The organism is Clostridium sardiniense, assembly GCF_019753795.1.
GTDB lineage: Bacteria > Bacillota > Clostridia > Clostridiales > Clostridiaceae > Clostridium > Clostridium sardiniense.
This window is the reverse complement of record NZ_JAIKTU010000005.1, coordinates 255,616-269,279: the sequence shown is the minus strand read 5'-3', so window position 1 is coordinate 269,279 and position 13,664 is coordinate 255,616. Positions and strand designations below refer to the sequence as shown.

General features: G+C 25.5%; 16 protein-coding genes and 1 pseudogene. 10 read left to right on the top strand and 7 right to left on the bottom strand.

Features of this window, described 5'->3' with window-relative positions; genetic code table 11:
- The first annotated feature begins 47 nt into the window (after window positions 1-47).
- Window positions 48-1,472, top strand: coding sequence for a 6-phospho-beta-glucosidase (locus tag K5V21_RS08025; protein WP_221860735.1), 1,425 nt, complete (start codon window positions 48-50; stop codon window positions 1,470-1,472).
- A 178-nt stretch (window positions 1,473-1,650) separates the two neighbouring features.
- Here the strand turns inward: K5V21_RS08025 and K5V21_RS08020 are convergent, their stop codons facing one another.
- A complete protein-coding gene (locus tag K5V21_RS08020; protein WP_221860653.1) occupies window positions 1,651-2,016 on the bottom strand; it encodes a CoA-binding protein in 366 nt (121 codons plus the stop codon).
- A 105-nt stretch (window positions 2,017-2,121) separates the two neighbouring features.
- Complete coding sequence (locus K5V21_RS08015; protein WP_221860651.1) at window positions 2,122-2,724, bottom strand: hypothetical protein; 603 nt, start codon at window positions 2,722-2,724, stop codon at window positions 2,122-2,124.
- Between the two features lie 219 nt (window positions 2,725-2,943).
- On the opposite strand from K5V21_RS08015, the gene K5V21_RS08010 reads away from it, so the two are divergent.
- Complete coding sequence (locus K5V21_RS08010; RefSeq protein WP_221860649.1) at window positions 2,944-3,093, top strand: hypothetical protein; 150 nt, start codon at window positions 2,944-2,946, stop codon at window positions 3,091-3,093.
- A gap of 133 nt (window positions 3,094-3,226) precedes the next feature.
- On the opposite strand, the gene K5V21_RS08005 is transcribed toward K5V21_RS08010, so the two are convergent.
- Window positions 3,227-3,415: a hypothetical protein gene (locus tag K5V21_RS08005; protein ID WP_221860647.1), complete on the bottom strand. Its 189-nt coding sequence runs from the start codon at window positions 3,413-3,415 to the stop codon at window positions 3,227-3,229.
- A gap of 150 nt (window positions 3,416-3,565) precedes the next feature.
- Between K5V21_RS08005 and K5V21_RS08000 the strand changes: the two genes are divergently transcribed.
- The gene (locus K5V21_RS08000; protein ID WP_221860646.1) at window positions 3,566-4,309 is read left to right on the top strand and encodes a hypothetical protein; all 744 of its coding nucleotides are present in this window, start codon (window positions 3,566-3,568) and stop codon (window positions 4,307-4,309) included.
- Between the two features lie 10 nt (window positions 4,310-4,319).
- Here K5V21_RS08000 and K5V21_RS07995 read toward each other — a convergent pair whose 3' ends face one another.
- The gene (locus K5V21_RS07995; protein ID WP_221860644.1) at window positions 4,320-4,664 is read right to left on the bottom strand and encodes a hypothetical protein; all 345 of its coding nucleotides are present in this window, start codon (window positions 4,662-4,664) and stop codon (window positions 4,320-4,322) included.
- A gap of 204 nt (window positions 4,665-4,868) precedes the next feature.
- On the opposite strand from K5V21_RS07995, the gene K5V21_RS07990 reads away from it, so the two are divergent.
- Window positions 4,869-5,096 (top strand): hypothetical protein, encoded by a 228-nt coding sequence (locus tag K5V21_RS07990; RefSeq protein ID WP_221860642.1) that lies wholly within the window; start codon window positions 4,869-4,871, stop codon window positions 5,094-5,096.
- 537 nt (window positions 5,097-5,633) lie between these two features.
- A complete protein-coding gene (locus tag K5V21_RS07985) occupies window positions 5,634-6,050 on the top strand; it encodes a MerR family transcriptional regulator (protein WP_221860640.1) in 417 nt (138 codons plus the stop codon).
- Between the two features lie 205 nt (window positions 6,051-6,255).
- Here the strand turns inward: K5V21_RS07985 and K5V21_RS07980 are convergent, their stop codons facing one another.
- Window positions 6,256-6,612, bottom strand: coding sequence for a winged helix-turn-helix transcriptional regulator (locus tag K5V21_RS07980; RefSeq protein WP_221860638.1), 357 nt, complete (start codon window positions 6,610-6,612; stop codon window positions 6,256-6,258).
- A gap of 213 nt (window positions 6,613-6,825) precedes the next feature.
- On the opposite strand from K5V21_RS07980, the gene K5V21_RS07975 reads away from it, so the two are divergent.
- Window positions 6,826-7,647, top strand: coding sequence for a nitroreductase family protein (locus K5V21_RS07975; RefSeq protein ID WP_221860636.1), 822 nt, complete (start codon window positions 6,826-6,828; stop codon window positions 7,645-7,647).
- Window positions 7,648-7,875: 228 nt separating this feature from the next.
- Here K5V21_RS07975 and mscL read toward each other — a convergent pair.
- Window positions 7,876-8,316 (bottom strand): annotated as a pseudogene (mscL, locus tag K5V21_RS07970) (large conductance mechanosensitive channel protein MscL); the annotation flags it as partial.
- Between the two features lie 255 nt (window positions 8,317-8,571).
- Between mscL and K5V21_RS07965 the strand changes: the two are divergent.
- Window positions 8,572-9,939: an FAD-binding oxidoreductase gene (locus K5V21_RS07965; protein WP_221860633.1), complete on the top strand. Its 1,368-nt coding sequence runs from the start codon at window positions 8,572-8,574 to the stop codon at window positions 9,937-9,939.
- Window positions 9,940-10,021: 82 nt separating this feature from the next.
- On the opposite strand, the gene K5V21_RS07960 is transcribed toward K5V21_RS07965, so the two are convergent.
- A complete protein-coding gene (locus K5V21_RS07960; protein WP_221860631.1) occupies window positions 10,022-10,165 on the bottom strand; it encodes a hypothetical protein in 144 nt (47 codons plus the stop codon).
- A gap of 225 nt (window positions 10,166-10,390) precedes the next feature.
- Here K5V21_RS07960 and K5V21_RS07955 point away from each other — a divergent pair, with 225 nt between their 5' ends.
- From K5V21_RS07955 to K5V21_RS19355, 3 genes are all read left to right on the top strand, one after another.
- Complete coding sequence (locus K5V21_RS07955; protein ID WP_204594987.1) at window positions 10,391-10,978, top strand: hypothetical protein; 588 nt, start codon at window positions 10,391-10,393, stop codon at window positions 10,976-10,978.
- Window positions 10,979-11,109: 131 nt separating this feature from the next.
- Window positions 11,110-12,327, top strand: a complete 1,218-nt coding sequence (locus K5V21_RS07950) for a PocR ligand-binding domain-containing protein (protein WP_221860629.1) — start codon at window positions 11,110-11,112, stop codon at window positions 12,325-12,327.
- A 17-nt stretch (window positions 12,328-12,344) separates the two neighbouring features.
- Window positions 12,345-13,358 carry a response regulator transcription factor gene (locus K5V21_RS19355; RefSeq protein ID WP_245000678.1) on the top strand — a complete coding sequence of 338 codons (1,014 nt, stop codon included), beginning with the start codon at window positions 12,345-12,347 and terminating at the stop codon, window positions 13,356-13,358.
- Window positions 13,359-13,664: the final 306 nt, after the last annotated feature.

Below are 13,664 nucleotides of genomic sequence, written 5' to 3'. Positions count from 1 at the left end.
ATTATAAGATTATATACAAACAAGAAGAGAAGGGATTGGTGAGTATGATGAAAAATACTGGATTTAAAGAAAACTTTCTATGGGGAGGAGCTGTTGCTGCTAACCAATGTGAAGGTGCATGGAATGTAGATGGAAAAGGAGTAAGTACAGCGGATGTTGCTACAGGTGGAGCTGTAGATAAAGCTAGAGAATATACAGAAGGAGTAATAGATGGAAAGTACTATCCATCTCATGAGGCGATAGATTTCTATCACCACTATAAAGAAGATATTAAGTTATTAGCTGAGATGGGATTTAAGTGTTTTAGAACTTCAATAAATTGGACTAGAATATTCCCAGTTGGAGATGAAGAAACTCCAAATGAAGAAGGATTAAAATTCTATGATAATTTATTCTATGAATGCTTAAAGTATGGAATAGAGCCAGTAGTTACTATTTCACACTACGAAATGCCATATGGATTAGTTGAAAAATATGGAGCATGGAGAGATCGTAGACTTGTAGATTTCTATATGAATTATTGCAAGACTATATTTAATAGATATAAAGATAAAGTAAAGTATTGGATGACTTTTAATGAAATTAATGTATTAGCATTACATCCATTTATCCCAGCAGGACTAAGATTTAGAGAAGGTGAGAATAAATTACAAGTATGCTATCAAGCAGCACATCATCAATTCTTAGCAAGTGCTAAAGCAGTAAAACTTGGACATGAAATAGATCCAGAATTTAAAATAGGATGTATGATACTTTATCCTCAAACTTATCCTGAAGCTTGTAATCCAATGGATGTCCAAGCTGCTAATGAATTTATGGATACAACATACCTATTTGCAGATGTACAAGTAAGAGGATACTACTCAAATAAAGCTAAGAAGTTCTTTGAAAGAAATGATATAGAGATTAAGATGGAAAATGGTGATGAAGAAATCTTAAAAGAAGGTAAGGTTGATTATATAGGATTTAGTTATTACATGACAATTGTAAAATCAGCTAAAGGAGAAGATCAAACTGGAGGAAACATGTTAGGTGGAGTTAAAAACCCTTACCTAAAAGCTTCAGATTGGGGATGGCAAGTAGATCCTGAAGGATTTAGAATTTCATTAAATAATCTATATGACCGTTATCAAATACCACTATTCTGTGTGGAAAATGGATTAGGTGCTGTTGATAAGGTAGAAGAAGATGGTTCAATAAATGATGATTACAGAATTGATTATTTAAGAAGACATATAGTAGAAATGAAAAAGGCTGTAGAAATAGATGGTGTTGATCTAATGGGATATACTCCTTGGGGATGTATTGATTTAATTAGTGCAGGTACTGGGGAAATGAAAAAACGTTATGGATTTATCTATGTAGATAAGGATAATGATGGTAATGGAACATTAGAAAGATCAAGAAAGAAGAGCTTCTACTGGTATAAAAAAGTAATTGAATCAAATGGAGATGAGTTAGATTCTATATAAAATAATAAGTGCAAAGATTAGAAAGCTATAAAAATTAGCTAGAAAGTAATATTTGTATAAATAAAAAGAAGGTGTATTAAGTTGACTTTTAAAATCAACTTAATAAGCCTCTTTATTTTATTAATTTATTATAATTTAGTGCTTATATTTCATACTAAATTAGTATTAAAGTATTAGGCTATTTACCTAACTTAACTAAGGCACATCCTTGTATTGCTTTGATGTCATTATCTTTGCAGTATTGTAATATTTGATCGCTCTCAGCACCAGGTTGAATTAATACATTTTCTATACCAATTTCTTTAGCTTCTTCAATAAATTTTAATCCATCTCTAGGGTTAATACATAAATCTATAGCATCAATTTTATAAGGAACGTCATGTAAAGATTTATAAACATTATCGCCACCTTTAGGATAAACTCCAGATACATTATAATCTTTGTCCTTAAATTTCTTTAGAATTTTATAAGCATATTTTTCGCTATTTGTTATATCTCCAATAACAACCCAGTTTTTAAATGAAGTTATATCTTTAGTAGTCATATTAAACACTCCTTTCATATAATAAGTATTTTACAAACAGCTATAAAATATTTATTTTATAGCTTACAGGATTATTTTAGTTATTTTTATAATATAAAAAATTATTTATTTAAATATAGAGTAAGATTTATCTCCTCTAATATATTTCAATGATCCAACTGTAAAGTCTGAGGCGATTAAATATCCTAATTCTCCATTATCAAATTTTACACTTTCATAACTATAACTAATATCATCATTTATTGTAATGCTTTCAGGTGTAGAGATAAGTTCAAAAGAATCCTCCATAGGTTTATGAGGAGCTTCAATCAATGAATTATCTTCTATAGTGTATACATACATTTTTTCACTTGAACTATTATGAAGTTGTACTATGGTACCATCCTTATTTACTAATACTTCACAAAAATTATCACCTTGAGTAGAGCTACAATTAATAGGTTTTAGATCAATACTTTTAATTATCTTTGAAGCTTTTGTATCAAACACGAAAAGTCCAAAAGATCCATGAAAAATAATAATATCATCAGATGCATAATCGAGTGTAGCCATATCTGCACCTAAGGTATCGTTTGAAGATATTTTAGGTTCTTTAGGTTCAATTTTTAAATTAGTATTATCAGTGTTCTTCTTATCATTTACAAAGCTACAACTAATAATTAGTGACGAAAGAATTAATGTAAATAGAATTAATATAAATTTTTTCATTATTATCTACTCCTTTTTATAATAAACTTTTAATACAAATTATAAATGAAATATATTTAAAGTATATGTTAATTATACATATTAAGTAATTAATTTCCAAATAGGTAATTATTAAAAATATATTTTAAATAAGAGTCATATTTTATATAGAAAAGTCTGTATGGAGATTATATGAATATATAATAAGCTAAATGGAAAACTAATCTATGAGGTGATTATATGTCAAAGGATAGATTAAAAGGTAAAGTAAATCCTTATATGATGGGAAACTATACAAAGGGTGCTGTACAAAGCTTTGAAGAAAATATAGTGGAGCAAACAGATTACTTAGAAAAAGTAGATAATGATTTAAAGAATAAAGAAAAATAAATCAATAGCTAGTAAGTATATTTATATGTTTAAAAAATATACTTACTATTTTTTATTAACTAAAATAACTATACTATAGAAATTTTATAGTATAGTTATTTTAATCTTAAATCTAAGATAAATAATATAATAATTATTTTAACAAGTGGTAATGATTATTTTCATTATAATTTCCAAGAGGAAAAAAGAATAGAATAATAGGCAATATAGATACAGGTAATAATGCCCAGTTTATACCTGCAAATGATAGTGCAATTAGTATGCAGGTTATAATTAATAATACTATAGCAGGAAGTTTTTGTTTTATATTAGTAGTTTTCATTATTTTATACCTCCTAATAAATACATCTATTGTTATGTTAATAATACCATTAATTACATAAAATTGTATTTGTATAAGAGGTAAAATATTAAAGTTTAATAATTGTTAATAAATGAGATTAATGAATTTAAATATATTGAGGTGATTACTATGTTTTTTAATATAAGGTTAGGAGTATTTATAGTTATTATAAGTTTAACATCGGTATTATCAGGATTAAGTTATTATCATTCATATAGTTATAATATACAAGATCTAAGTAGTAATTATAAAAAAGATAATAAATTATTAGCTAAGATACAAGAAAACCATATTGAACTATATTCTTTAGATTCAGAAAAAGATGTAGAAAAGAATGGAGAGTATAGAAAAATAATGCTTAAGGTAAAGGATAAAAAGAAGGAATTTTCTTGGCATGTTGATATTGGAGAATCCTTTAAGCCGATATTAATATTAAGTGATATAAATAGTGATGGGGTAGATGAATTAATTATAATAATAACTACAGGACATGGAACAGGAGTATATACACAAGAAGTACATGTTGTTAAAGTGAATAGCTTAGATGAAATAAAAGTTATAAATCCACTTAAAGTAATATCTAAAAATGTTAAAACAAAAATGACTAAAGAAGATAATAATATTGATATTAAAGTTGATATAAATGGAAAGCTATTTAAGAAATCAATAAAGGAATCGGAATCAGAGTTATGGTTTGATGATGTTGTTTTTGGGAATGTTATAAATTATGATGTGGTAAACAATAAATTAATTGCTATAATAGCTGCAGGTGCATCACCAACATTACGGTTTGGAGAAGTTGTAATAAGTTATATGTTTAAGGATGGAGTATTACAGGCAAGTAATATATTTTTTAGAGAGTATAAAGAATAAAGAGTACAATTTATTTGTACTCTTTTATTATATCCTTTGTGAATTTGTAGATTAATTTATCATAATCTTTCTCATCATATTTATCTTCTAAACTCTTTTTATTTTTTTCAAAATAGGTAGCCTTATCTCTTATTAATTTATCAAATTCTATATCAGTTAGAGAATATAAATTATTATCTTTTGATATTTTAGTAAAAGCACTTTTCATAGATTCTTCATGTTTAGAAATTTGGTCATTAACCATAGATTTTAGTGCTTCCTCCCAATTGTCAAATCCACCAATATTAGTAGGTTTGTTATCTTGCTTCTTATCTTCTTTTTCATCTTCAGTTTTGAAGAAGTTCATAAATGCCATATGTATTTCTCCTAAGTTAAATAGTTTAATTAATGATATTATACTCCTTTAAATAGTTATTTCAACTTACTATAGAAAGAAATAATGTAAAAAATAGGTTAAAAAATATGTCTTCATTAGTAAAAGAATAATTTACATAATTATTTAAATGAAAAAGGATTAATTAAAGAAGTATCATCATATATTTTATAGAGGGGTGATTTTATGAATAAATTAGATATTGCTACGTCTATGAATATAATAAATTTAAAGTTTTTAATTATGATAGTATTTATATGTGGTTTATTTGCTTTTATAAATGGAATACTTAAATCATTAAATTTATACTCTAAGGCAAATTTAATTAATAAATGTAGCAATTTTATATTTGTTTTTGGATGTACATTTATATCTATTAAATTACTAATTTCATTGATTACAATCTTTAAATAGAAAAGGATTTTAGTATATTTAAGGATTTAACATATTAAAAAGGTTGTCAATATGACAACCTTTTTAATAATTTATATATTATTTTATTATGTTACTAGCTTTGTGTATAAGGTCTAAAAACTCAAAATGAAGCTCAAATAAATTATAAAATGCAAATAACAAGCCAAAGATTGATAAGAATATACAAGACATCTTGCCAAGGATATCCTTACCCATATATTTCATTATAAAATACATGGTTCCAAGAATAAATAGCATGAAAATATAACACTGCATCACAGACAAAACACAACCTCCCTATTTAAAAATAGAATTATAAAATTATAATAAGTAGATTCCGATAAGTTTTTCATTACTTAAATAAAGAATTAATATAAGTATATTTTACATTTAGAAAAATTATGTAATAAATTTTTTGATAAATATTTTGAAAATTAATTATATAAATTTTATTTATATTTTAATTAAAATTACTGATTGACTTATAAATTCCTCTAATATATTATGATATAGTCATAATTAAGGGAGGGGTAGCTTTTGGAATATACAATTAAAGAAGTGGCAAATAAAACAAATTTATCAACATATACAATAAGATACTATGAGAAGGAAGGGCTCCTACCAACCGTAAGTAGAGATAAAGCTGGAAACAGAGTTTTTTCAGATGATGATTTAGAGTGGATTTCTATAGTTTGTTGTCTTAAAAATACTGGTATGCCAATTAAGGATATAAAGACTTATATGGATCTTAAAAAAGAAGGGGACTCAACTTTAGAAGTTAGAAGAACTATAGTTACAGATCACAAAAAAGCAGTAGAAAATAAGATATCTCAACTTATGAAAGAACTTAAAAAAGTAAATGAAAAAGTTAAGTATTACGATACAGCTTGCGAAGATGGAACAGAAGCGTTCGTAAAAAATAAGTGCAAGATTAAAAATATAAGAATGAAATGATGATAAATAAAAATATAATAATGAAATTATATTAAATAAAAATATAACTTATATGAGTGATAAAAAGATTGGATATAGTAATAATATTATGTAAAATAAAAAACTCCTCTCAAAATTTATAAAAGAGAGGAGTTTAATCTATTTAGTACCAATGTTAATTCATTATTGGAGAAAGAATGAATTAAGGTTTTGCTTTCAATGAACCTTATTTATCACTAATATTATTTGATTCTTTAAATACTTTATATCCCCAATCTTCAAGAGCATGAAGTACAGGGCATAAAGATTTACCAAGATCAGTTAATGTGTATTCAACTCTAGGAGGAATCTCATTGTATTGTTTTCTTGAAACTAAATTATGCTCACCAAGTTCAGTTAAAGAACGAGATAGCATAATACTAGAAATACCATCTAAATTTCTTTGTAATTCATTAAATCTTACAGTGCCAAGTTTAGAAATTTCCCACATAATCTGTAATTTCCATTTTCCATTTAATATATTTAAAGCATATTTTATTGCAAACTCTCTTTCAGAATAATTTTTTATATTACAATCAGACATAAGTAAACCTCCATTACTAACTTTTTTGTTACCTACTTAATAAACTTTCAGTACTTGTTTTACATTAATTGAGTTACTATAATAGCTTATATAAAAAAGTAATCATTGTAAAGCTAGCTTATATAAATATTATTTTAATAGTAAATCATTTATAAACTTAGAATTAAAAATTGGAATTAAGATTATAAAAGACAAGAGGAGTGTATCAGAGTTATGATGAAAGTTGATAAGGAAAAGTGTATAGGTTGTGGATTATGTGCAAAGGATTGTTTTGTTAATGACATTCAAATAGTAGATAAAAAAGCTGAAATAAATAATGTTACATGTATTAAATGTGGACACTGTATAGCAATTTGTCCAAAGAATGCAGTATCTACAGATGAATATAATATGGATGACGTAAAAGAATATGATAAAGAAACGTTTAATATAGAACCAGAAAATCTTCTTAATTTTATTAAATTTAGAAGAACTATAAGAAACTTTAAAGATAAAAAGGTAGAAGATGAAAAATTACTTAAAATTATAGAAGCAGGAAGATTCACTCAAACAGGAAGTAACAGCCAAAATGTTTCATATATAGTAGTAAAAGACAAGATAGAGGAATTAAGAGGATTAGTGCTAGAGAGTCTTAAAAACCTAGGTGAATATATTCTAAATAGCAAAGATGAACAAAATAAACAATATAAGAGATATGCACAAATGTGGCTACAAATGTATAATAGTCATAAAGAAAACCCTGATGGCGAAGATAACTTATTCTTCAAAGCACCAGCTCTTATAGTTGTTGTTTCAGATTCACCAGTAAATGCTGCACTCGCTTCTTCAAATATGGAACTTATGACAGACGCATTAGGACTTGGAACATTCTTTAGTGGATTTTTTGTAAGAGCTTCAAATGATGATAATAAGATTAGAGAATTCCTAGGATTACAAGAAGGTAAGCAAATAGTTACTTGTATGGTAATTGGATATCCAAATGTAACATATAAGAGAACTGTACCTAGAAAAGATGCAGTTATATCATGGAAGTAAAATTTGATCTTTAAAAATTGATAGCATTGATCAGTACTTATATTTAAATTAAAATATAAAATCACAAATTATAGAACTCTACATTACACGTATAAGTTCTGGTAATATAAATAATGCTGTAACATTAAAATGTTACAGCATTATTTATTATTCTTTATGTACAATACCCTCTAACTTAGAATTAGTATCTTCTAGTGTAGAATCAACATTTTCTAGTTTGTTATTATAGTTTTCTAATATAGAAGTACAATTAGGGCATCTAGTTGCTTTTAGATCAATTTCAGTAAAGCAATATGGACAATCTTTGGTAGTAGCTACTTCCTCTTTCTTTTTTATAGCTAAACATTTAAATTTATTAATCTGTCTTATAACTATAAAAATAGAGAAAGCTATAATTAAAAAGTTTATAACATTATTTAAAAATAAACCATAATTAATAGTGGCTACCCCTGCAGCTTGAGCTTCTTTAAGTGAATTAAAGTGCTGTCCGCTTAAATTTATGTATAGATTAGAAAAATCTACTTTACCTACTAAGTTACCTATGATTGGCATTATAACATCATTAACAAGTGAAGTAACTATTTTACCAAAAGCACCACCAATAACAACACCAATTGCTAAATCTACTACATTACCTTTCATAGCAAACTTTTTAAATTCATTCCACATATTAAAATTCCTTTCTTTTAAAATTATTTTAAAGTATAATAATCATCTTATTTTATCTAATTTGCAATTAATATTGAATAAAATTAAAGATTATACAAAAATAAATGCTTAGAGGTATTATAACATTAAAATTCTTATTATGCATAAAATAATTTTTTAAAATTTATATAAAACTTTAAAAACTAAGCTTAAATGTAAGAAAGATATGATACCATTATAATAAATAAAAAATTGCTTATAGAGGGTGTGAGACAGATGAAAAAATTCGATTATAATAAACTAACTGGGATAGTAATTACAAGAGATGATTTTGAATATGAAGAGAGTAGATTATCTTGGAATAGAGCGATTCAAAAATACCCACTAGTATTTGTATATTGCACAAAAAAAGAAGATATTATCAATGCAATAAATTGGGCTAAGGAAAATGAAGTAGAAATAAGAGTAAGATCTGGATGTCATAACTATGAAGGTTATTCAACAGGAAATGATGTATTAGTAATTGATGTTAGTAAGATGAATAACATTCATATTGATGAAGAAAATAATAAAGTTACAATAAATGCTGGAGTTCGTAATAGAGAATTATATGAAGCTACAGGAAACTTAGGATATCCATTTCCAGGAGGAGGATGTCCAACAGTTGGAGTTATAGGGTTTGTTTTAGGGGCAGGTTGGGGATATTCAAGTAGATTGTTTGGATTAGCTTGTGATTCTTTAGTAGAAGTTGAAATTATAGATTATAAAGGTGATACTATAATTGCAAATGAGGTAGAAAATAAGGATTTATTCTGGGCATGTAGAGGTGGAGGAGGAGGAAACTTTGGAGTAGTTACCTCTATGACATTTAACCTACCAAGCAAGAGAGAGATGGCCACATTAATAAGCATTGAGTATCCTCATATAGATATTGAAGAGAATATTGATTTAATTGAAGCTCTACAAAATACATACAAAATATTAGATAGACGTATGAACTTAAAGACTGGAATATATAATTCAAAGGAAAAAGGAAGAGGCGTACGTATCACAGGGTTATTTTATGGGAATAAAGAAGAGGCTAATAAGGTTTTAGAGCCTCTTAGAAATGTTACTAGTAGAGTAAATTTTGACTTAGATTATATAACTGTATTGGATGCAAATAGAGAGATACAAGATAGTCATCCAGATTACGAAAAATACAAATCAACAGGACGATTTGTTTGTAAGGATTATACTAGAGATGAAATAAGAGAACTTATTAAATTAGTAGAAGAGAGACCAGAAGGCTCAGTATATTCAGCTCTTTCATTTTATGGGCTTGGAGGAGCAGTAGGTGATATAGATAAAGATACTACAGCTTTTTATTATAGAGATGCTAAATTTATAATGGGACTACAATCAGTGTGGGAAGAGGATAAATATGCACCAATAAATAGAGAGTGGGTTAAAGAACAATTTAAATATATGAAAGATATGACTACAGGATCATTTGTTAACTTCCCTATAGCAGAACTTCCAAATTATGAAGAAGAGTATTATGGAAATCATGCAGAAAAATTAAGAGAAGTAAAAGCCAAATATGACCCACAAAATATATTTGAATTTCCACAAGGAATAACAGTAGACAATAAAAATATATAAAATAATATAAGAAAAATGCTAGATTAGATTTATAATCTAGCATTTTTTATTTAATGTATTAGTAAAGTAAAATAAAAAATTATCATTTCATATTAATTTTTTTCAGCTTATAAATTTTGTATCCTATAAAGCAGATAATAAAGATAATAGCTAAAATAAATATTATATCAATTGTTCCAAAGTTATGTCCTGCTAAGGTTTTAGTTACTTCTTCACCTTTATACAAAAGTATATCCTCCTAAATTATAAATATAGTTTATATAGAATAATTACTAGTTTAAAAAATTTTCGTTATATGTATATTAAAAATGATTTATGGAAGGTAATCCTTTATTATATGGAAAGACAATGTCTTTATAATTTATTTTAAATGTGAAAAAAGTATTACAAATGTTAAAAAAATATTAATTATGTGATATTCTAATACTTGTGGTTAGGAGGTGACATAAGGATGAATAAAATTTTGAAAAATACAATAATATTTATATTTTCTATTAGTGTTACATTTTTAATATTTTATCTTTGCCTAGATAATATATTTACTAGATTAAGAATATGTACTTCAGATGTGTCTTTATTAGCTTTAAAGATTTTTATTGGAATTATAATGTATTTATTTATTTGTATTATCATAAATAAAAAAGTTACTAAATTTGAATTAAATATATTTTTTATATCATATTTTTTACTCTTAATGATGGTTATATTTAAAGAGGATCACTTGTATGTAAGACAAGTTATGAGCTTAGGTGATGGAAATAGCTCAGATATAGGTCACTTGGTAAGTATAATTACTGTTATTGGGGGAAATTTAATAGCTTATATTCCTATTGGAATTGCAATGAAGTTAAATTTAAAAAATATTACTAATGTCTGGTTAATCATAATTTTCTTTATATATATTTTAGTAATAAATTGTATTAATTATATATCTAGATTAGATATATTTTATATTAATAATGTTATATTAAATTTTGTTGGATTTTATATAGGGTTAATAAGCTTTAATCTATATAACAAAAAGAAATTAAACAAGTAAATAGTGCTATTTTATATAGGGAATAAAATTAGTGTAAAGCTTGACAGGTTAGGGTAGTATGAGATAATTATATTAAATTATTTATTGAAAAAATGCTAAAATTATACTTTCAAGAAAGCAGTTGATTTTAAATGTATAGCATTAAAAAACTAAAAAATTTAATAGATATAGATTTACTACAAAGTATTCAAAATAGGTTAGCAGAAATAACTGGACTGGCTTTTAACATAGTAGATTTTAGAGGAGAACCTATGAACGAATACTCAAACTTTTGTGATTTTTGCAAAGAAATGCGAAGCACAAAAGAGGGAATGAAATTATGCTACGAAGCAAATGCACATGCAGGGCTTGAAGCTGCAATAAGGCAGAAACCATATGTTTTTAAATGCCCAGCTGGATTAGTTGATGTAGCTACACCAATAATAATTAATAATCACTATATTGGAGCTATTTTTTTTGGGCAAGTAAGAACAAATAATGAGGAAATTAACATAATAAAAGAATCTAAAGATTGCATGAAACTTATAAAAAAGAATTCTAAATTAAAGAAATACTATGATGAAACTAAATTTATAGATTATAAAAAGATAGAATCTATACATTCATTAGTAAGTATATTTATAAATCAATTAGTGGAGAAATCAGAATTAGAATTAATAAAAGAAGAGGCGAATTTTAACAATATAAAGTTAAATAGAGAGCTTCAGGTAAATAAGAATCTTAAAAAGGAATTATTAATTTCTAATCTTAAGTTATTACAAACTCCAATTAATTTAAACTTTGAACTTAACATATTAAACTCTATATCCAATCTTGCAGTAATTGAAAATGCACCAAGAGTTAAAGAGATGAGCCATTACTTAGCAGATTTGATTAGATACTCTTCAAAAAATATAGGTTGTGAAGTAACATTAGAAGAGGATATAGAAAATATTATTACATATCTAAAAGTGCAATCAATAAGATTTGGAAATAGAATAAAATATAAGATTAATATAGACGAAAATATAAAAGATATAAAAATACTTCCAATGGTTTTACTATCATTTATAGAGTACTCAATAACAAAGGGATTAGCCCCTAAAATTGAAGGGGGAACTATATATATAAATGGAGAAGTTTTAGAAAATGATGCCATAATAACAATTGAAGATGACGGTATTGGTATTTCAGAAAATGAATTATTTCATATATTGAATGGAATCTATAATGAGAAAACTATAGGAGCAAATATATATGGTATAAATGATATGCTTGTAAATTGTTATGGTGAAAAATATAGAGTTCAAATAGCCAGTAGAGATAATATAGGAACAATAATAAGAATAAAATTTCCTTTGAATAAGTAATAAATAGGGGGAGTCTTATGATTAATGTAATACTTGCAGATGATGAGAGTTTAGAAATAGAAGCATTAAAGATAATCATAAATAAAAAGTTTAATAATGCTCGTGTTGTTGGGGTAGCAAATTCTGGAGAAGAAGCTTTAAGTCTAACTGAAAAATTAAATCCGGATGTTATATTTATAAGCGTATCAATACCAGGAATAAATGGGTTTGATGTGGCTAAGATTATAAAAAAGAAATATCCTGATAAAAAGATAGTACTTATGAGTATTTATGATGATTTTGAATTTGTTAAAAAGGCTCTTAAGATAAAGGTAGATGATTATATTTTGAAGCCTATACGGGCTGAAAAAATAGTTGAGGTATTAGATGAATTTATAAATACTGATAAAGGTTATTGTATTAATAAAAATAAGAATAATTTTCTTGAAGGTTTAAGAGAAGGTGATTATAAGAAGTCTAAGGATAACTTAGGCGAATTGATAATTAATTTAAAAGAGCTTAGTATGTGCGTAGCTAAAGATTATTATGAGCAGATACTTTGCGATATAAATGATGCTGTTACCTTTAGAAATAATAAAATAAATAAAGCTATAGAATATAAGAATACTTTAAGAAGTTGTACAAGTATAAATGATATAGAGAATAATTTAATAACCATATTAGATGATTTATTTGATATTTTAATAAATGAAGAAGATGGAAGTAGCGACTATGAATTAAAATATATTTTAAATTATATAGAGAAAAACTTTAGAAGTAATATAATGCTTCAAGATGTAGCAAATCATATTAAAGTTAGTACACCTTATTTAAGTAAGACCTTTAAAAAGCATATGGGTACTAATTTTAATAGGTATGTTACTAATAGAAGGATTGAAGAGGCGAAGCATATGTTATCTAACACAAATATTTCTATAAGTGAGTTAACATTTAACATAGGATACAATGAACCAAATTATTTTTGTAAGGTTTTTAAAAAAATAGAAGGAATGACACCATTAGAATATAGAGAAAAATTTAAGAATACATAAAAAGAACCCTTTTTTAAAAAAGGGTTCTTTTTATAAAAAATGAAACAATTTATTTTTTTAGAGAATATTAATTTAGCATCCTAAAACAATATTAAAAATTGATAAAATTATTTGTATGTAGTAGATACATGAACTTCACAGCCATATTCTCTTAAAGTAGTTTTTATATGATTCATATTTTTATTGGATAATACAATAGGTTTATATTTGGTATTATCCCTTGAATGAAAAATTAATTTAAATGATGTATATGAGGGCTCTTCTATTATGATATAGTCTAAGTTTGATATAGGAACTACAGAGAAT